This is a genomic window from Thioclava atlantica (assembly GCF_000737065.1).
GTDB lineage: Bacteria > Pseudomonadota > Alphaproteobacteria > Rhodobacterales > Rhodobacteraceae > Thioclava > Thioclava atlantica.
In genome coordinates, this window is the sequence record NZ_AQRC01000007.1 from 110,633 (window position 1) to 129,695 (window position 19,063).

Here is a 19,063-nt window from a genome sequence, read left to right on the forward strand (position 1 = left end):
TGGCGTTACTCCGTGCTTCCCTTCTGCTTGAGCTTCGTAACAGTTTCTCGAAGTTCTGCGAATTGTCCAAACAATCTTGGCAGGCGGCGCAGGGATTTGTTGATCTCGAGCTGTGTTTCCATCTTTACCGCCGGGCTGCCCCAGACCGTCCGGCCCTTGGGCACATTGGTGTAGATGTCCGTTCCGCCCGCCGCGATCACGTCATCGCCGACGATGATATTGTCCGAAACCCCGCATTGGCCCGCCAGCACCACCCGGTCGCCGATCTTCGTCGAGCCCGCGACCCCCACCTGCCCGCAGAGCAGGCAATCTTCGCCCACCTGCACGTTGTGACCGATCTGAACCTGGTTATCGAGCTTGCTGCCCGAGCCGATCGTGGTAGCGCGCACCGTGCCGCGGTCGATACAGGCATTCGCGCCGATCTCGACATCATCGCCGATCTCGACCGTGCCGAGACTGTGGATGCGCACCCAGTGCTGTTCGCGGATCTCCTCGCGTTGCCCGAGCGTCGAGCGGATTTCCTCGACGCCGGAGGTCTCGGGCGTGACGAAGGAAAAGCCGTCAGCACCGATCACCGCGCCGGGCTGGCAGATGAAGCGATCGCCGATCACCACCCGCGCCCCGATCCGCACGCCGGAATGGATCAGCGCATCCGCCCCGATCCGCGTCTCTTCCGCGATCGTCACCTGGCTTGCGATCCGCGCGTTCGGGCCGATCCTCACACCGCGTCCGATCACGGTGAAGGGACCGATCGAGGCGCCCGCGCCGATCTCGGCGCTCGGATCGACCACGCAGCTTTCATGGATGCCGGAGGCGATCTCGATACCGGGATCGAAGGCCTTCGAGAGCCCCGCCATCGCCAGCCGTGGCCGGGTGACGAAGATCGCCGCCTCGAGCCCGTAGGCGCGCCAGTCCGCCCCTTCCCACAAAAGCGCCGCGCGCGCGCCGCCCGCCCGGAGCCCTTCGGCATATTTCTCGTTCATCGCGAGCGCGATCTGCTCGGGGCCCGCCGCAGCGGGTTCGGCGGCGCCCGTCACCGTGATCGACAGGTCGCCCTCGGCCTGCGCGTCCAGCGCGCGTGCGATTTGCTCGATGGTCTGGGACATGTCCGGTTCTCTCGTGGCAGCGGGCCCGCAGGCCCCGTTTCGCCAGAGATTTAGCTGCCCCGGGCCTCCAATTCCACCCCGGCCTTCGCCAGAGCGTCGAAAAGCGTCGCGTCACGCCCATAGACGTCGCGGCGATATTCGACATGACCATCGGCGCGCGGCCAGGCGGTGAAATAGACCAGATGCACGGGAACATGTTTCTTGAGCGGCACCGTCGTTTCCCGACCGGAGTTCAGGATGCGCTGGAATTCGCCTTGCGGATCGTCGCTCTGCGCGCCGAGCAGCACATAGGCCAGATCGAAGGGCTGGCCGACACGGATGCAGCCATGGCTGAACGCCCGCGACTCCTTCTGGAAGAGTGATTTCGACGGCGTGTCGTGCAGATAGATGTTCCACGGGTTCGGGAAGAGGAATTTCACCAGCCCGAGCGCATTGCGCGTCGAGGGCGGCTCCTTCATCGCAAAGGGGAAGTTCTTCGCGTTATAGGCCGAGAAATCGACCGCCGAACGCGGCACGACCTGCCCGCGCGAGTCGATCAGCTGAAGCTGGCTCGCGGCATTCGGGTTGCGCTTGAGCTGCGGCAGATATTCCTTGGTCACGATCGAGCGCGGCACATGCCAGGCCGGGTTGATGACCATCATCTCCATCTCGTCGGAGAATTCGGGCGAGCGCCGGTCGGAGGAATTCTGACCGACCACGGTTTTCGAGCGGAAGGTCGTCTTGCCGTCGTCGATCACACTGACCGAGTAATCGGCGATATTGACCCAGACATAGCGGCCCGAGAAATCGGTGCCGTTCATCCAGCGCAGCCGCTCCATCGCGACGAGGATGGATTTCAGGCGTTCGCTCGGAGAGCGGTTGAGTTCGGCCAGCGTGCCCTGCCCCACGATCCCGTCCGTGGCCAGCCCCTGGTCGGACTGGAAGGCCTGCACGGCCTTCTGGATCTCGGCATCGTAGACCGCGGTGGCGGAGCGGCCGAGATAGCCCAGTTTCTGGAGCCGGTCGCGCAGCGCGATCACCGCCGGGCCCTGATCGCCGGGCTCGAGCTTCTTCGCCTCGACCGTCGGGCCGTAGCCGCCTGCCGCGATCTGCGCCTCGAGATCGAGACGCGCCCGGACCAGTTGCGCATATTGCGGCATCGCGGGCGCCAGGCCCCGCAGAAAGAGCGCGGGATTTCCGCTTGCGGCGAAGGCGCTCAGCCGTGCCTGAGGATCGGCGCGCATCGGCGTGCGCTTGATGTCGGAAATGACCTCGCGCGGTTTGAGGATGCCGTGCGAGAGATCATGCGCGTAATCGAGAAAGACCTTCGACATCGCCACTTCGAGTTCGCCGCGCTGACGCTCGGATCGCACGGAGGCGAAGCGCGCGCGCAAACCGTCCGCATCATAGCGGCTCTGCGGCAAGCCCTGCAGCCCCGAGAGGTCCAGCGCGCGGAAGAAGGCGGCGCGACGATCGGCATCGGCCTCGGCGGTCCAGATCGGGCGATAATCGCGCGCGGAATAGAAAGCCGCGATGCCGGGATCCGACGCGGCCGCCTCGGCGATTGCCTGCGTGAACCCGCTCAGCTCGACCCCGGTGATCGGCGAAATCGCCCCCTGGGCCGCGATCTGCGCGGTCCCCTGGGCCTGCGCGCCAATCGCGAGACCAGAAATCGACATCGCCAGCCCAATGGTCCGGAGAATACCCGTCATCGCCTACCTGCTCGCTTTGGATGCTCGTTATCTCAAGCTCTCACAGACTTGCCGCGCCCTGTCCAGAAAAGCTTGTGGCTTTCGGCAGGATGACGCGCGGCACCCCCCAAAAGATGCACCATCGCAACAGGATTTCAGAGAATGCGCCTCGGCGGATTTCAACATGGAACCAGCAATTTTTCGCCGATTTCCCGAGTGTCACAAAGATGAGGCAAATCGTTTCTTTATTGGCCTTAAGGTCTATGCCATAAAGCTCGTGACTTTGGGGCAACCATTCGATCAGCCGTCCGATGACAGGGCGGAACAAAATCGAGAGACAGGCGAACACAGGATTTTAGCGATGACGACGATCTCCCGGCGTGGCCTTCTGGGTGTATTTGCTGCGACCATGGTGACTGCGGCTCCCACGATGAGCAATGCCTTCGGTCTACTGAAAGGTGCAGGCGATATCCGGCGCATCCGGATGTACAACGGCCGCACCGGCGAAAGCCTCGACACCGTTTACTGGATCGAGGGCGAATATATCCCCGATGCGCTCAAGGAGATCACCTATTTCGCCCGCGACTGGCGCACCAACCAGCTCAAGAACATCGATCCGCGCACGATCGACATCGCGGCGGCCGCCCACAACCTGATGGAAATCCGCGAACCCTACTTGCTGCTCTCGGGCTACCGCTCGCCCAAGACGAATGCGATGCTCCGCTCGCGCTCGAAAGGCGTCGCGAAGAACTCTCTGCACATGAAGGGTCAGGCCACCGACCTGCGGCTCAAGTCGCGTTCGGTCAGCCAGATGTACAAGGCGGCGCTGGCCTGCCATGCGGGCGGCGTCGGCAAGTATTCGCGCTCGAACTTCGTGCATATGGATTGCGGACCGGTCCGCACCTGGGGCGCCTGACGCCCCGCCCGATCCCGATGCAATCCCGACCGGCGCCGCAATTGCGGCGCTTTTTCTTTGCGCGATGCCTGGCGGGATCGCCTCCCTGCCCGCGCGGATCACAGCCTCCTGAATGCGCTTGAACGCGCCGCGTGGGAACGCCTCGCCTTGCCGGACGCTGATCTTCCGAGGCCCCCGCGGCCCGAGATTTCAGACCCCAGTTCCGCAAAAGGAGGTTTTCATGCCCCATCCGATCCGCTTCGCATTGCCCGTGCTCGCCGCCCTCTCGATCGGCACCGGCTCGGCCCTCACGGCGAATGCCGGCACCTCGTCCCAGACCGACTGGATCAATCCCGTGATCAAGGATTACGGCAAGATGCATCCCGTCCCGAACGGTGCGCTCAAGCCCGACCCGAACAAGACCTGGAAGATCGTCTTCGACATCGGCGGCGGCGACACCACCAAGGAGGGCGTCAACAAGGCGCTCTGGCACGTGGCGCGCGCGGTCAATGTCTATTCCGATGCGGGCGTGGATCAGGAGCACCGCAAGTTCGCGGTCGTCCTGCATGGCGCGGCCACGCCGCTCGCGCTCTCGCCCGATGCCTACAAGGCGAAATTCGGCAAGGAAGATCCCGACACCAAGCTCAAGGAGGAACTGACGAAGGCGGGCGTGAAGCTCTATGTCTGCGGACAGGCACTGGCCGATAACGGCTTCACCCCCGATCAGGTGGGGCCGAATGTCGAGGTCGCGCTCTCGGCGCTGGCCGCGATCCCGGTGCTCGAGAGCCAAGGCTACGAACTCTTCAAGATGTAAGCGTTCGCAGTGCCGAATGAAAAACGCGGGCAGCGATGCTGCCCGCGTTCGTGTGTCGCGAAAGGACAGGCGGCGCGACGCGCCCCCTGCCCCCGCTCGGTCTTACATGCCGCCCATGCCCATGCGGGAGGCCAGATCGGCCAGAACCCACACGGTGCCTGCCGCCATCAGGATGATGAGCAGGAAGGTGAAGAGCACCAGATAGAGATCCGGCCGCGCCTCCTTCGACAGGTCGAGGTGCATGAAGGCCCAGAACTGGATCACGAGCTGAGCGACCGCGAGGATGCCCACGATGCTCCAGGCAAGCCCGGTCGAGAAGATGCCACCACCCGCGAGCACGACGCCCAGAAGCGTCAGCACGATCGACAGTGCGAAGCCCCAGACATAGCGCGCGAGCGCATGCTTGTACTCGGCCGAATCCATGCCGAGATCGGAGTTGATGTGGCTCATGACAGCACCCCCATCAGGTAGACTTTGGTGAAGAGCGCGATCCAGACGATATCCAGCATGTGCCAGAACAGGCCCAGACGCACGAGACGCGACTTCATCAGGTCGTTCATCCCGAAGGTCTTCATCTGCACCATCAGAAGGATGCCCCAGATGATCCCGCTCGTGACGTGCAGACCATGCAGCCCCACCAGCGAGTAATAGGCCGTCAGGAAGCCCGAGACCTGCGGCGTGTTGCCCTCGGTCCAGAACTCGTGGAACTCGTAGAGTTCGATCCCGAGGAAGATCGCGCCGAGCGCGAGCGTCACCACGAGCCAGAACACGGTGCGCTTCATCGACGCGCCGTATTTCATGCCCAGGGTGCACAGGCCGAAGGTGAAGGTCGAGATCAGCAGCGCCATGGTCTCGATCGTGGGCAGACCGAGGCTGAACAGCTCATGCGGGCTCGGCCCGTTCGCGATACCGTGCCATTCGGCATCGGCATAGTTGGCGATCATCAGCGAGAACGCGATCAGATCGGACATCAGGAAGATCCAGAAGCCGAAGATCACCGTCCCCGTCTTGTCGTGATGGCCGTGATCGTGGGAGGCGGTGTGAACCGCCCCCTCATGGGTCATCGTTGCGCTCATACTACTTCCTCCAGGATCAGGCCGCGGTTCTTCGAGGTGAACTCGTCTTCGAACGTCGCCTTCGGCGTGGTCTCGACGAGATGCTTGTGGGCCTCATACCCCTTGCGCAGTTCCTCGGCGGAGATGGTTTCTTCCCAGTCGGTGTCATAGGACCGGATCAGCACCGTGACCCACATCGCCACGAAGAACACCGCCGCGATCAGCCACATCTGGAAGATGAGGGCGAAGGCGCCGATGGTGGCGATCATCGCGGTCACGAAAGGCAGACCGGTGGACTTCGGCAGATGGATGTCGACGAACTCGGTCGGGTCGATCACGCGCTTGCCCTGAGCCTTCGCATCCACCCACGGCTCGCGCGAGGTGATGTGCGGCACGGTGGTGAAATCATATTCCGGCACCGGGCAGCCCAGCGACCATTCGAGGCCACGGCCGTCCCACGGATCGCCCGCGGGCACCATCAGGCTCTCGCGGTTCTTCACCGAGACCCAGATCTGGATCACCTGGGCGGCAAGACCGCCAAGCACCATAAGCGCGCCGAACATCGCGATCACCAGCCACGGCAGGTAGGCCGGGTCGGTGAAGAAGGCCATGCGGCGCGGCGCGCCCATCAGGCCGATCGCGTAGAGCGGCATGAAGGCGAGGTAGAAGCCGACCATCCACAGCCAGAACGACCGACGGCCCCAGGTCTCGTCGAGACGGAAACCGAAGCAGAGCGGGAACCAGTAGTTCACCCCCGCGAACATGCCGAACAGGACGCCCGGAATGATCATGTTGTGGAAGTGCGCCACCAGAAACAGCGAGTTGTGGGTCGCGAAGTCGATCGTCGGGTTGGCCAGCATCACGCCGGTCACGCCGCCGATCACGAAGGTGAACATGAAACCGGCCGAGAACAGCATCGCGGTCGAGAAGCGCAGCTTCCCGCGATACATGGTCAGCAGCCAGTTATAGACCTTCACGCCCGTCGGCACGCCGATCGTCATCGTGGCGATGCCGAAGATGGCGTTGAGGTTCGTGGTCTGACCCATCGTGAAGAAGTGGTGCACCCAGACGGTGAAGGACAGGACCGCGATCGCGATCGTCGCCCAGACGAGCGAGGTGTAGCCATAGAGCTTCTTGCCCGAGAAGGTCGGGATCACATGCGAGAACACGCCGAACGCCGGCAGGATCAGGATGTAGACTTCCGGGTGGCCGAAGAGCCAGAACATGTTGGCGAAGTTCATCATGTTCCCGCCCTGGGCGGCGGTGAAGAAGTGGAAGCCCGCCTGACGGTCGAGCGCCAGCATCAGCGAGGCCACGGTGAGCGGCATCATCGCGAAGATCATCAGGATCGCGGTGCACAGCGTCGTCCAGGCGAAGATCGGCATCCGCATCAGCGTCATGCCCGGGGCGCGCTGCTTGTAGATCGTGACCGCGAAGTTGATCCCCGACAATGTCGAGCCCACCGAGGTCAGCGCCAGCGACCAGATCCAGTAATCCACGCCCTCATTGGGCGAGAGATTGATGCCCGTATAGGGCGGATAGGCCGTCCAGCCGCCGGTCTCGAAATGGCCGACCACCAGCGAGGCCATCACCAGCGCCGCGCCGCCGACCGACAGCCACAGCGACACGGCGTTCATGAAGGGAAACTCCATGTCGCGCGCACCGATCTGGAGCGGCATGACGACGTTGATGAGACCGGTGAGGAACGGCATCGCCACGAAGAAGATCATGATCGTGCCGTGGGTCGAGAACAGCTCGGCATGGTGTTCGACCGACAGGAAGCCCGGCGCGGGCGAAACCTGCTGGGCGCGCATCACGACCGCTTCGAGCACGCCGCGCACCAGCATGATGCCGGAAAGCACGACATACATCACGCCGATCTTCTTGTGATCGAGCGAGGTGATCCACTCGCTCCAGAGCGGCTTCCACCAGCCCTTGACCGTCAGCAGGAGCGCAAGCGCGAGCGCGCCGAGGACGACGATGCCCCCCGCACCGGCCGCGATGCCGGTCGAGAGCGTCGGCTCCTTCAGGAAGGGAACGATGAAGATATCGTTCCAGTCTAGACTACCCAGAATGTTCATTGCTGCGCGCTCCCGTTAAGTTGCGAGATATGCAGGTCCTTGTTGATCGCCTTGTCGATTTCCTTCTGACCGGGCGAATTGTCCGGAAGGATCGCAGCGCCACCATCGGTCGCGATGGAGGGGTTCATCATCACTTTCATCCAATAATCCTTTGAGGGCGGCTCGAAGAGCTCAGGCCCGCTCCAGGTCGCAGTCTTCTTGAAGGCCGCCTCGAGTTGCGCCCAGGGGTGCTTGGGCTCCTGCAGGAAGGCGTCGAACTGGTCCTTGGTCACGACATCCACCTCGAACTTGTCGAGCGGGAAAGCCGCGCCGTTGAACTGGCTGTTGAAGCCGAAGACCTCGGTCGTGTCGCCCGTGGTCAGGTTCATCTTGGTACCCATGCCCGGCATCGCGTAGATCTGGCCGGCCAGACGCGGGATCCAGAAGCTCTGCATCGCCCCGGTGGCCGTGATGTCGAACTCGACCGGCGTGTGCTGGGGCAGGACGACCTTGTTCACCGTGGCCATCTTGCCCGGATAGATGAACATCCATTTCCATTCCGAACCGATCACCTGAATGTGGACCGGGTCGGCGCCGGTTTGCGCATAGGGATCTTCGCGCTTCACCTGAACCCAGGTGAAGAAGCCGAGGATCAGCACGGTGACCGTGGCCGAGCCCCAGATCACCGCCTCGGCGAGCGTGGAGTGCTCCCAATGCGGCGTGTAATGGCCCTTCCCGCCGCGGCGGCGGTAGCGGATGGCGATCCAGGGCAGGCCGATGAGGATCGGCAGCGTGACCGGAAGCATCCACAGGAAAAACACGATGAGATGCGCGCGTTCGCCGGCCGCCACCGGTCCGAGCGGGGACATCACCCCGTTCTCGGCGCATCCTGAAAGCCACAAGGCTGCCGCAGCCATCAGGGCCGGGGCAGCGAGGCGGCGGGGCCGCTGATTTATATTCTGCAACAACACGGAATACCCTTCCTATTCCCTCTTCTTGGCGCGGGGCTTGGTGCCGCGTGGGCTCCCTCCCCGCGCGATGTCAGTGGAGCTAGGGCAGCGACACTAACGTCAATCGAAACTGACAAAGTGTCGCACCTCGGCGCGCAACTGTCTGTTATTCATACATAAATCAAATAACTTTACCGCGACCGCCGCGCGAAAACCCCATTTTTCAAGGGGTTCTGGGTTGTAATTTCGGGCGCTCAGACAGGTCAAAAGCCCGGATCTCTCGCGCTTGTGATTGCGCGTTGATCGTTCCGTGAACAAAAAGAGGGCCTTGCGGCCCTTTCAGCGTTGAAAATCGGCTTGGTGGCGGATGCGGTTCAGAGCGCAGCGGCGCGCCGGAGCCGCGAGATCGAGGCGATCTCCACCCGGCCCGAGGCGATCCGGAACAGCCCCAGATCGCGCAACCGGCGCATCGTCTTGTTGGTGTGCACCAGCGAGAGCCCCAACACATCCGCGACAACCTGCTGGGAAAACGGGAAGGGCGCGCTCGCCCCCTGGATCAGGCCGGCCATCCCGGCGCGCTCCCAGACATGGTGGACGAACCAGGCGATGCCTTCCTGCGCGTTGCGCTGCCCGACCGAGACCAGCCACTGGCTCAGCCGCGAGGATTCCGTCGCCATGAGCCAGAGCAGGACCTGCCCCGGAAGCTGTTCGGCAGCGCGGCTCTGACGCACATCCAGGGGATCGAAATGCGACACCGACATCGCGGTGAGCGCCTCGTGGTAGCTGGTGCCCTCGCCGAGCACGCATTCGGGCAGACCGCACAGGTCCCCCGGATAGATCAGCCCTTCGATCTGCCTGCGTCCGTCTTCGAGCAACGCATAGCGAATCCCGATTCCCCTCTCCACGCGAACGAGGGCGAATCCGGGATCAGGCAACAGCACAGAGCCCGGCGGAACCAGGCGCTGAAGCGTCACCAACTCGGCCAAGAACCCGAGATCAGGCTGTCTCGATAGGTCTTCCACGGTGTCGTTTTTTCCGTTCTTCATTCGGCGGAAGGAGCTCGCATCGTGCGTTTGCCGGGAAGCTCCGTCTCCCGCTACGTCATAGGTTAAACCCCCGAAAATTTTCTGGGTTTCCGTCGGGTCGCCTGTTCGGCGGGCTTTCGCTCAGAGATAGACGCGCGGCAGCGACGGACGGTCCTCGACGAGGCCGATTTCGGCCAGCGTTTCGATATCGGGCAACGCGAGCCAGCCGCTCGCCCATTGGACGAGGCCTTCGTTGCGCAGCTTCGCCAGGGTCTTGTTGGTGTGCACCAGCGAGAGGCCGAGCGCGTCGGCCAGATCCTGTTGGCGCACCGGAAACGGCATCCGGCCATCGGTCACGAGTCCGGTCTCGCGGCCCCGCTCGAACAAGGTCACGAATGCCCAGGCGAGCGCCTCGCGCGCGCTGCGCTGCCCGACGGTAAGAAGAGCGTCGCCAAGAAAATGCTCCTCGCGTGCCACCTGCCAGGCCAGGGTCATCGCGCGTTGCGGCATCTGTGAGAACAGCTCCGGGATGCGCCGGCGTTCGAACGCGCAAAGGCGCGCCGAGGAGAGCGCCTCGGTTGTATGCCCGGTCTCGCCAAGGAGAATGGCATCGAGCCCGACCATGTCGCCGGGAAAGAGAAAGTTGAGAACCTGCCGCCGCCCGTCCTCGAGAATGCGGTAGCGCATCGCCTGCCCCTCGAGGAGCGTATAGAAACGTTCGGGCTCCGTTCCCTCCATGACGATCAACTCGCCTGCCTTCAGCCGCAGTTCGTTCACCCGCATCTGCGCGATCGCGCGATATTCCTGCCCGTCCGGCGCCTTGAAGGCCGGGTTCTTCCCAAAGGGGCACATATCGCAACAACTCGCCATGCAACTTCCTCACCTATGTCACCTGCCAAACGCCGATCGGTTCGTCGGGTTCCGGTAGGTAAAGGCGAAAAGCTGCCGTCCAATTCAGTGCGGGACTGCGGAAAACCACAGGATTCCGCCACTCTCGGGCGAGTTGGGCAGAAGCGAGTTCCCTTTGGGGACATGTCATAGTTAAATGACAAAAGGCGCTGCAGACTGGATTCTACTGACGCGCAGAAGTTCGGCGCCTCACGCACATCTAGATGCTTTGGAAGGTAGCAGGATGCTCCAGATTCTTCGGCTCCGGCTGACATCTTCGTTGTGGCTGGCCCGCGCGTGTCGATCATGACACTTCCTTCCCTGCCGCGTATCGACGGGATCGCCCTCATTGTCGAGGATGCGATGATCGTGGCGTATGATGTCGCGGCGATGCTGGGTGATTTCGGGGCGGCAGAGGTGGTCATCTGCGCGACGCTCGATGACGCGATGCGCAAGATCGCCGAAGGCCTGCTGCCGACGCTTGCCCTTCTCGATATCGATCTGGGCGGGGAAACCTCGCTGGCAGCGGCGCGCGCGCTGGCCGAACGCGCGGTCCCGATCCTGTATTCGACCGGCTACGATCACGAGCCCGAATTGCTCGGCACCTTCCCGAGCGGCGCGATGCTCGACAAACCCTATACCGGCGACGACATCGCCCGGGCGCTTGTCGCGATGGGCTTCAAGGCGACCTGAGCGCCCTCCCCTTGCCATTCCGATTGTGCACAAAGGTATGCAACGGCAGCATACCGGCCAAACATGGACAGTTCCCGCAATCTTGGTTTCCTAGCCGCGCGAAATCCGGCCGGGCGCGGCGGAACGGCGAAAACCGCCCAGCGAGTTCCTGCGCCTTTCGGCCCCCATAAATTGAAGGAGGCGCGCGTGAGCAAACACCGCAACCGTCATGCAGGTCTGGCCGCGAAGGTGATGTCCGCCGAGGAGGCGGCCGCGCTGATCGACAATGGCGCGACGATCGGGATGAGCGGCTTCACCGGGTCGGGCTATCCCAAGGCCGTGCCGATGGCGCTTGCCGAGCGGATCGAGGCAGAGCACTCCGCGGGGCGTCCCTTCAAGGTGAAGGTCTGGACCGGGGCCTCGACGGGGCCCGAGCTCGACGGGGCCCTCGCGCGCGCCGACGGGATCGAATTCCGCCTGCCCTACAATTCCGACCCGATCGCCCGCGAGCGGATCAACCGCGGCCAGATGCAGTATTTCGACCTGCATCTGAGCCAGGTCGCTCCGATGGCCTGGATGGGGTTTCTCGGCAAGCTGGACACGGCCGTGATCGAGATCTCGGGCATCACCGAGGACGGCAAGCTGATCCCGTCGAGTTCGGTGGGCAACAACAAGACCTGGCTCGAGCAGGCCGACAAGATCATCCTCGAGCTGAACCACTGGCAGTCCGAGGCGCTCGACGGGATGCATGACATCTATTACGGCACCGCATTGCCGCCGAACCGCGTGCCGATCCCGCTGGTGAAGCCCGACGACCGGATCGGCCAGACCCGTTTCGATGTCGATCCCGATAAGGTCGTGGCCGTGGTCGAGACCGACACGCCCGACCGCAACGCGCCGTTCTCGCCGCCCGATGCCGTGGCCGAGGCGATCGCCGGGCATATCCTCGACTTCCTCGGCAACGAGGTGAAACAGGGCCGCCTGCCGCGCGGCTTGCTCCCCCTTCAATCCGGCGTCGGCAACGTGCCCAATGCGGTGATGGCAGGGCTGATCGACGCGCCGTTCGACCAGATGACCGCCTTCACCGAGGTCATCCAGGACGGGATGCTCGACATGATCGAGGCGGGCAAGCTGCACATGGCCTCGGCCACCGCCTTCTCGCTCTCCCCCGAGAAGGCGGCCTATTTCAACGACAACGCGCAGTTCTTCCGCGACAAGCTGATCCTGCGCCCGCAGGAAATCTCGAACCATCCCGAACTGGTGCGCCGTTTGGGTTGCATCGCGATGAACGGGCTGATCGAGGCGGATATCTACGGCAACGTCAATTCGACCCATGTGATGGGCTCGCGGATCCAGAACGGGATCGGCGGCTCGGGGGATTTCGCACGCAACGGCTATGTCTCGATCTTCATGACGCCCTCGACGGCGAAGGGCGGGAAGATCTCGGCGATCGTCCCGATGGCCGCCCATGTCGATCACATCGCGCAGGACGTGCAGGTGATCGTGACCGAGCAGGGCCTCGCGGATCTGCGCGGGCTCTCCCCGAAACAACGCGCCCGAGCGATCATCGAGACCTGCGCCCATCCCGCCTATCGAGACGGGCTGCGGGCCTATTTCGAGCGCGCGCAGCGCGACAGTTACGGCAATCATGCGCCCAACGTCCTCTCCGAGGCGCTGAGCTGGCATCGCCGCTTCGTCGAAACCGGCACGATGAAAGAGTGAGACGGAAAAAGGGGCGCCCCGCGGGACGCCCCTTCGCATGTCGCCGCTGCGCGGTCTTCAGACCTTGAGCGACGGGATGATCTGCTTCTTGCGGCTCATGATGCCCGGCAGGACGACGGCGTCGCCCGTCACGGTCGCGCCGAAGCTCTTTTCCGCGACGCCCTTCACCAGATCGTTCGGCACCAGCAGCGTCGCCTCTTCCTTGAGGATATCGACCACGAAGAGCAGCACCTGGTCGACACCGTCCTCTTTCGCGACCGTCTCCATCGCGCCCATCAGCGAGTCCTTGCGGTCGAGGATCATCTTCGGCGCGGTGGTCTCGAGGACCGAGACGCGGAACTTGGTGCCATCGACGGCATATTCCTTCGAATCCATCCGCAGCAGTTCCGCGTCCGAGAAGGCCGAGACGTCGGATTTCGCCTCGAACATCTTCGTCGCCAGCTCGTGCATGTCGACGCCCAGATCCTTGGCCAGCGCCTCGCACACCGCGCGGTCGTGATCGGTGGTGGTGGGCGAGCGGAATTCCAGCGTGTCCGAGAGGATGCAGCTCAGCATCGCGCCCTTCACCCCGCGCGGAGCCTTGGCCACGTCATCGCCCATCAGGTCGTACATGATGGTGGCGGTGCAGGCGAGCGGGCGCATGGTGATGTCGATCGGCGTGGTGGTCTCGATCCCGCCGGTCAGCTTGTGGTGGTCGATGATCTGCACGATCTCGGCCGCGTTGATCCCCTCGGGCAGCTCGGCGGGATTGTTGGTGTCGACGATGACGACCTTCTCGCCCTCGGCGATGGTCTCGATGATCTGCGGCTTCTCGAGGCCCCAATGCTCGATCACGAAGGCGGCTTCGGTATTGGGTTCGCCCAGCAGGCAGGGAACCGCGGGGGTGCCCTTCACCTCGCTCAGATACCAGGCCCAGGCGATGGGCGATCCGGTCGAGTCGGTATCGGGGGCCTTGTGGCCGAAAACCTTGGTGGTCATGGGTCTTCCTTCGGATGTTCGTCTGTCGCGCGCCTTATAGGCGGTGCAGAAACTCTTGTCACGATTCTGCGGAACGGGAACGCGCCCGGCAACGCGACCGGGCGCCGCGCCCTCACCCGTCGAGCCGGGTGATCGTCCAGCCATCCTCCTGCAGGAGCTTCAAGAGCCCCTGCTCGCCCGAGAGATGCAGCGCGCCCACCGCGACCACGACGGGGCCTTTCACGGCGGCGGCCTCGATCTTTGGCAGCCAGTTGCGGTTGCGCGCATCCATCATCAGATCCTCGGAAAGCTTCATCTGGCGCTCGACCTCGGCCGGATCCATTCCGCCCGCGACCGCCTGCTGACGCGCGAGCTCCCAGATGATCCGCGGCTCGCCCCGGAAATAGAGATCGCCCATGGTCACGCCCATGTCCCCCGCAAGCGGCGCGCCGATCACCGCGGCGCGCAGCATCTCGAGCGCCTCGGGCTCGCTGATCGCGTTGAAGAGCGTGAAGACCGTATCCCACGGCTCGAGCGCCTCGATCGCCACGCCCCGGCCCTGCGCGCTCTCCATCACCAGCTTGTCGAGCCCCTTCCCGCCCTTGGCGATCTCCTCCATCGCGCAGGGCGGAAGCGAGAGCGTCATCGCCACGAAGGCGGGCCGCATCTTGGCGGCAAGGAAGGCGGGCATCCCATGCGCGGCAAGCGCGGCCTTGGTCAGATCCCAGTCCTTTTCGGAGAGAAGTTCGGGAAGCGTCTTGCCGGTCGAGAACATCAGGCTCGGATCGGTGGTCATCGCCTTTTGAAGGCGCGCCTCCTCATTCGGCCCGGCCTCGACCAGAAGCACCGAGGCCTTGGCGAGCGCCTCCTTGACCCGACCGGCCAGGGCGGCATGGCGCGGATCGGGAAGATGGTAGGTGCCGGCCAGCGTGATCTCCTGCCCGTCCTTGCGGGCCGCGAACAGGAGCCCCTGAGCGAAGGGCGCGGCATGCGCGGCCTGTTCGAGCTTGGCCTGCTCGGCCTTGGGCATCGCATCGAAGAGGTCGCTGCCGACACATTCCGCGCGCGCGGAAGCGACGAGGAAGAGCCAGACCGGAAGGGCGAGCAGAGCACGCAAGAGAACGCTGTTTTTCATGCCCGCACAGTGCCACGCGGCCACGTTCAGGCAAAGCGCGAATATCGCCCCCGTTCCATACGTCATCCGCCCTGCCCGCCGAGCCCCGAAGAAGAAAAATTTTCGCAACGAAGGAGTTGACGGGCGCATTCTCACCCACTAATTCCGCTCCTGTTAGCACTCCCCTGATGAGAGTGCTAAAGCATTTCAGACCTGGAACCTTAGGGAGTGAGCCAGATGGCATTCAAACCGCTTCATGACCGTGTGCTGGTCAAGCGCGTGGAGAGCGAAGAAAAAACCAAGGGCGGCCTGATCATCCCCGACAGCGCGAAAGAAAAGCCCGCCGAGGGCGAGATCGTCGCGGTTGGCGAAGGTGCGCGCAAGGATTCGGGTGAACTGATCGCGCCGGCGGTGAAGGCGGGCGACCGCGTTCTCTTCGGCAAGTGGTCCGGCACCGAGGTCACGCTCGATGGGCAAGAACTGCTCATCATGAAGGAAAGCGACATCATGGGCATCATCGAATAAGGCGACAGCCCTGTTCGAGACCCCTGATTTCCCAACGAAATAATCAGTCAAGGAGCCAACAGACATGGCAGCCAAAGACGTGAAATTCTCGACCGACGCGCGCGACCGCATGCTCAAGGGCGTCGACATCCTCGCCGATGCGGTGAAGGTGACCCTAGGCCCGAAAGGCCGCAACGTCGTGATCGAGAAATCGTTCGGTTCGCCCCGCATCACCAAGGACGGTGTGTCGGTCGCGAAAGAGATCGAACTGTCGGACAAGTTCGAGAACATGGGCGCGCAGATGGTCAAGGAAGTGGCCTCGCGCACCAATGACGAGGCCGGCGACGGCACCACCACCGCGACCGTGCTCGCTCAGGCGATCGTCAAGGACGGCCTGAAGGCCGTGGCCGCGGGCATGAACCCGATGGACCTCAAGCGCGGCATCGACCTCGCCACCTCGAAAGTGGTCGAAGCGATCAAGAACGCCTCGCGCCCGGTGAAGGACTCCGACGAAGTCGCTCAGGTCGGCACCATCTCCGCGAACGGCGAAGAGACCATCGGTCGCTTCATCGCCGACGCGATGCAGAAGGTCGGCAATGACGGCGTGATCACCGTCGAAGAGAACAAGGGCATGGAGACCGAAGTCGAGGTCGTCGAAGGCATGCAGTTCGACCGCGGCTACCTGTCGCCCTACTTCGTGACCAATCCCGACAAGATGGTCGCCGAGCTGGAAGACTGCTTCATCCTGCTGCACGAGAAGAAACTCTCGTCGCTGCAGCCGATGGTCCCGCTGCTCGAGCAGGTCATCCAGTCGCAAAAGCCGCTCCTCATCATCGCCGAGGACGTGGAAGGCGAAGCGCTCGCCACCCTCGTCGTCAACAAGCTGCGTGGCGGCCTGAAGATCGCGGCCGTGAAAGCTCCGGGCTTCGGCGATCGCCGCAAGGCCATGCTGCAGGACATCGCGGTCCTCACTGGCGGCCAGGTGATCTCGGAAGATCTCGGCATGAAGCTCGAGAATGTCGGCATGGACATGCTCGGTACCGCGAAGAAGGTCTCGATCACCAAGGAAAACACCACCATCGTCGATGGTGCCGGTGACAAGGCCGAGATCGAAGCCCGCGTCGGCCAGATCCGCACCCAGATCGAGGAAACCACCTCGGATTACGACCGCGAGAAGCTCCAGGAGCGTGTCGCGAAGCTCGCCGGTGGTGTGGCTGTGATCCGCGTCGGCGGCATGACCGAGGTCGAAGTGAAAGAGCGCAAGGACCGTGTGGACGACGCTCTCAACGCGACCCGTGCGGCCGTGCAGGAAGGCATCGTCGTCGGCGGCGGCGTCAGCCTCGTTCAGGGCGCGAAAGTGCTCGCCGACCTCAAGGGCGCGAACAGCGACCAGGACGCCGGTATCGCCATCGTCAAGCGCGCACTCGAAGCGCCGCTGCGTCAGATCGCCGAGAACGCCGGCGTGGACGGTGCTGTCGTGGCCGGCAAGGTCCGCGAGAGCGACGACCTGAACTTCGGCTTCAACGCCCAGACCGAAGAATATGGCAACATGTTCGAATTCGGCGTGATCGACCCGGCCAAAGTGACCCGTACCGCTCTGGAAGATGCGGCTTCGGTTGCCGGCCTGCTGATCACCACCGAGGCGATGATCGCCGAGAAGCCCGAGCCGAAAGGTGCCGCTGGCGGCGCCCCGGACATGGGCGGCATGGGCGGCATGGGCGGCATGATGTAATCAGCCGTTCCCGCTTCGGGATCACGGAAAGGGCGCCTCTCGGGGCGCCCTTTTCTTTTTGCGGATATTGGGATCTTTCCGGTCGGCGACGCGCCCGAAATTGACATCGCCTGCGAAGGTGCGGAGCATCGCCATGTGACGAAAGCGGATCTTCATACCCACTGGATTGCCTCCTCCGGACGCGAGGGCGGCAGCGGAGCCTCGCAGGTCCGTTTCCCCTATTGGAGCTTCACCAAAACGGTGATCGCCATCTGCGCGCTCAATCTTGCCGAGAGTGGCGCTCTGGACCTGGATGCGCCACTGGCCGGCGAGCCCTACAGCCTTCGCCACCTCCTCGCGCACACCTCCGGGCTGCCCGATTACGCGCAGCTTGCGGAGTATCATCGCGCCGTCAGCCGTGGGGAGCCGCCCTGGTCGCGCGACGCGCTTCTCGACAGGGTGATGCGCAACGGCCCGTTGTTTCGACCGGGCGTGGGCTGGTCCTACTCGAATGTCGGCTACATGCGTGCGCGGGAGGAGATCGAGCGGGCGACCGGGAAGCCGCTGAAAGACCTTGTTTCCGATCTGATCTGCGCGCCGCTGGGGTTGGAGAGCGTGCGACTGGCGGAAACAGAGGCGCAGTTCGCCTCTCTGCACTGGACAGCCGCCGGAGATTACGATCCGGGCTGGGTCTATCACGGCTGCCTGACCGGCACTGCCGCGGATGCCGCCCGATTGCTGCACGCTCTGTGTTCGGGGCATCTGCTGTCCCCCGAGGCCCGCGCGCAGATGCTCCAAGAGCGCCCGGTGGGAGGCGCCCTGCCGGGTCGTCCCTGGACGAGATGCGGATATGGACTCGGGCTGATGCGCGGGGAAATGCAGCGCGTGGGCGCCGCGATCGGGCATTCGGGAAGCGGCCCCTTCAGCGTGAACGCCGTCTATCATTTTCCCGAAGCGCCCGAGCCCGTTACCGTCGCCTGCTTCACAGATGGCACCGATCCGGGCGTCGCGGAGTTCGAAGCCGTGACCATCGCTGAGGGCATCTGAGCGCTCCCGTTACGCGAAGCCGGGAAATCCGGCATGCGAAAGAGGTCCGTTGTATTGACACTGGAACCCTGCCCCGCCCCGCGCTAGCGTCGGGGAAACTGCGGGAGGGAACGATGATAAATCTGGCACTCGTCACGGGCGCGGCGCGCGGGATCGGACTGGCGACGACGCAGCTCTTTCTCGAGATGGGCTGGCAGGTGGTGATGGTCGATCGCGACAGCGACGAGCTGGAAGCGGTGGCCGGCGAATTGAAAGGCGTGCATCCGATCCTGTGCGATGTCGGCAGCGCGGAGAACGTGGCGGTGATGGCCGAGGAGGTCGGCCGGATCGCGCAATACGGGCTCAACGCTCTGGTGAACAATGCCGGCGTGGCCGAGTTCATGCCGATCGGCGAGACCGATTTCGCGACGTGGGATCGGGTCATGCAGGTCAATCTCGACGGGGTCTTCCTGATGAGCCAGGCGCTCACGCCGCTCCTCGCGAAAGCGAGGGGGTCGATCGTGAACATCTCCTCGATCTCGGGGCTGCGCGCCTCGACGCTGCGGGTCGCCTATGGCACCTCGAAGGCGGCGGTGAACGCGCTCACCCGGCAACAGGCGGTGGAGCTGGGCGAACTCGGCATCCGCGCCAACGCGGTCGCGCCGGGGCCTGTGCGCACCAAGCTCGCGATGGCGGTGCATAGCGAGGAGATCATCGCGGCCTATCACGACGCGATCCCGCTCAATCGCTACGGCTCGGAACGCGAGATCGCGGAAGCCGTCTGCTTCCTCGCCTCCGACCGCGCAAGCTATATCACCGGGCAGGTGCTCGCCGCCGATGGCGGGTTCGAGGCGACCGGTATCGGCCTCCCCGCGCTCCGGAAGAAGTGAGATG

The 19,063-nt window shown here is 63.9% G+C and carries 18 protein-coding genes; 8 read left to right on the forward strand and 10 right to left on the reverse strand.

The window, feature by feature from the left end:
• Positions 1-5: 5 nt before the first annotated feature.
• Together lpxD and DW2_RS10365 are read right to left on the reverse strand one after the other, a co-directional pair.
• Positions 6-1,106, reverse strand: a complete 1,101-nt coding sequence (gene lpxD, locus DW2_RS10360; protein ID WP_038146095.1) for a UDP-3-O-(3-hydroxymyristoyl)glucosamine N-acyltransferase — start codon at positions 1,104-1,106, stop codon at positions 6-8.
• Positions 1,107-1,156: 50 nt separating this feature from the next.
• The gene (locus DW2_RS10365; RefSeq protein ID WP_051855863.1) at positions 1,157-2,797 is read right to left on the reverse strand and encodes a L,D-transpeptidase family protein; all 1,641 of its coding nucleotides are present in this window, start codon (positions 2,795-2,797) and stop codon (positions 1,157-1,159) included.
• A 340-nt stretch (positions 2,798-3,137) separates the two neighbouring features.
• Between DW2_RS10365 and mepK the strand changes: the two genes are divergently transcribed.
• Positions 3,138-3,692 (forward strand): peptidoglycan L,D-endopeptidase MepK, encoded by a 555-nt coding sequence (mepK, locus tag DW2_RS10370; protein WP_038146096.1) that lies wholly within the window; start codon positions 3,138-3,140, stop codon positions 3,690-3,692.
• A gap of 220 nt (positions 3,693-3,912) precedes the next feature.
• Complete coding sequence (locus DW2_RS10375; RefSeq protein ID WP_038146097.1) at positions 3,913-4,485, forward strand: DsrE family protein; 573 nt, start codon at positions 3,913-3,915, stop codon at positions 4,483-4,485.
• Positions 4,486-4,587: 102 nt separating this feature from the next.
• On the opposite strand, the gene DW2_RS10380 is transcribed toward DW2_RS10375, so the two are convergent.
• The 6 genes from DW2_RS10380 to DW2_RS10405 form a co-directional block, all read right to left on the reverse strand.
• Positions 4,588-4,935, reverse strand: coding sequence for a cytochrome o ubiquinol oxidase subunit IV (locus DW2_RS10380; protein WP_051855866.1), 348 nt, complete (start codon positions 4,933-4,935; stop codon positions 4,588-4,590).
• The gene (locus tag DW2_RS10385; protein WP_081874947.1) at positions 4,932-5,561 is read right to left on the reverse strand and encodes a cytochrome c oxidase subunit 3; all 630 of its coding nucleotides are present in this window, start codon (positions 5,559-5,561) and stop codon (positions 4,932-4,934) included. Before DW2_RS10385 ends, DW2_RS10380 begins: the two co-directional genes overlap by 4 nt.
• Positions 5,558-7,621, reverse strand: a complete 2,064-nt coding sequence (locus DW2_RS10390) for a cbb3-type cytochrome c oxidase subunit I (protein ID WP_081874948.1) — start codon at positions 7,619-7,621, stop codon at positions 5,558-5,560. The genes DW2_RS10385 and DW2_RS10390 overlap by 4 nt, the downstream gene beginning before the upstream one ends.
• Entirely contained in the window at positions 7,618-8,469 is an 852-nt protein-coding gene (locus DW2_RS10395) for a cytochrome c oxidase subunit II (RefSeq protein WP_051855869.1), read from the reverse strand. Before DW2_RS10395 ends, DW2_RS10390 begins: the two co-directional genes overlap by 4 nt.
• A gap of 455 nt (positions 8,470-8,924) precedes the next feature.
• The gene (locus tag DW2_RS10400) at positions 8,925-9,425 is read right to left on the reverse strand and encodes a Crp/Fnr family transcriptional regulator (RefSeq protein ID WP_162178896.1); all 501 of its coding nucleotides are present in this window, start codon (positions 9,423-9,425) and stop codon (positions 8,925-8,927) included.
• Positions 9,426-9,716: 291 nt separating this feature from the next.
• Positions 9,717-10,445, reverse strand: coding sequence for a Crp/Fnr family transcriptional regulator (locus DW2_RS10405; RefSeq protein WP_038146098.1), 729 nt, complete (start codon positions 10,443-10,445; stop codon positions 9,717-9,719).
• 324 nt (positions 10,446-10,769) lie between these two features.
• Between DW2_RS10405 and DW2_RS10410 the strand changes: the two genes are divergently transcribed.
• Both DW2_RS10410 and DW2_RS10415 read left to right on the forward strand, forming a co-directional pair.
• Positions 10,770-11,156: a response regulator gene (locus DW2_RS10410; protein ID WP_156102945.1), complete on the forward strand. Its 387-nt coding sequence runs from the start codon at positions 10,770-10,772 to the stop codon at positions 11,154-11,156.
• 186 nt (positions 11,157-11,342) lie between these two features.
• Positions 11,343-12,857: an acetyl-CoA hydrolase/transferase family protein gene (locus DW2_RS10415; RefSeq protein WP_272944425.1), complete on the forward strand. Its 1,515-nt coding sequence runs from the start codon at positions 11,343-11,345 to the stop codon at positions 12,855-12,857.
• Between the two features lie 57 nt (positions 12,858-12,914).
• Here the strand turns inward: DW2_RS10415 and DW2_RS10420 are convergent, their stop codons facing one another.
• Entirely contained in the window at positions 12,915-13,835 is a 921-nt protein-coding gene (locus DW2_RS10420; RefSeq protein ID WP_038146102.1) for a manganese-dependent inorganic pyrophosphatase, read from the reverse strand.
• A 112-nt stretch (positions 13,836-13,947) separates the two neighbouring features.
• Positions 13,948-14,949, reverse strand: a complete 1,002-nt coding sequence (locus DW2_RS10425) for a TraB/GumN family protein (RefSeq protein WP_051855877.1) — start codon at positions 14,947-14,949, stop codon at positions 13,948-13,950.
• A gap of 216 nt (positions 14,950-15,165) precedes the next feature.
• On the opposite strand from DW2_RS10425, the gene groES reads away from it, so the two are divergent.
• From groES to DW2_RS10445, 4 genes are all read left to right on the forward strand, one after another.
• The gene (gene groES / locus DW2_RS10430; RefSeq protein WP_038146103.1) at positions 15,166-15,453 is read left to right on the forward strand and encodes a co-chaperone GroES; all 288 of its coding nucleotides are present in this window, start codon (positions 15,166-15,168) and stop codon (positions 15,451-15,453) included.
• Between the two features lie 64 nt (positions 15,454-15,517).
• Positions 15,518-17,164 carry a chaperonin GroEL gene (groL, locus tag DW2_RS10435; protein WP_038146104.1) on the forward strand — a complete coding sequence of 549 codons (1,647 nt, stop codon included), beginning with the start codon at positions 15,518-15,520 and terminating at the stop codon, positions 17,162-17,164.
• Between the two features lie 135 nt (positions 17,165-17,299).
• The gene (locus DW2_RS10440; protein ID WP_038146105.1) at positions 17,300-18,190 is read left to right on the forward strand and encodes a serine hydrolase domain-containing protein; all 891 of its coding nucleotides are present in this window, start codon (positions 17,300-17,302) and stop codon (positions 18,188-18,190) included.
• A 113-nt stretch (positions 18,191-18,303) separates the two neighbouring features.
• Positions 18,304-19,059, forward strand: a complete 756-nt coding sequence (locus DW2_RS10445; protein ID WP_038146106.1) for an SDR family NAD(P)-dependent oxidoreductase — start codon at positions 18,304-18,306, stop codon at positions 19,057-19,059.
• The last annotated feature ends 4 nt before the right edge of the window (positions 19,060-19,063 follow it).